The following is a 275-nucleotide window of genomic DNA, read 5'->3' as shown; positions in this document are numbered from 1 at the left end:
GGCGGGCAGGCCGGCCGCCTGCAGGGTGTGCGCGCTGGCCGGCCGGCTCCAGTCGGCGCCGGGGCCCGCCTCCCAGCCGCTGGGCAGGCCGGGGTTGTCGCCGGGGCGGCGCTCCAGCACGCCGCCGGGGTGCCAGTCCACGCCGTCCTGCAAGAGCGCCTGCGACTGCTGCAGCATGGCGCGCACGCCGCTGCGCGAGACGCGCGAGTAGACGTTGTCGTCGGGCGAGAGGTGCGGCGCGAACACGCCCACGGGTAGGCCCGAGGCGCCGCTGG

General features: G+C 78.9%; 1 pseudogene. It reads right to left on the bottom strand.

Annotated features, from left to right (window positions below):
- Nucleotides 1-275: pseudogene (locus B2J86_RS17975) on the bottom strand (FAD-dependent cmnm(5)s(2)U34 oxidoreductase); the annotation flags it as partial.

Source organism: Acidovorax sp. SRB_14 (assembly GCF_012932145.1).
Classification (GTDB): domain Bacteria; phylum Pseudomonadota; class Gammaproteobacteria; order Burkholderiales; family Burkholderiaceae_C; genus Simplicispira.
This window is presented reverse-complemented; position numbering and strand designations above follow the sequence as displayed.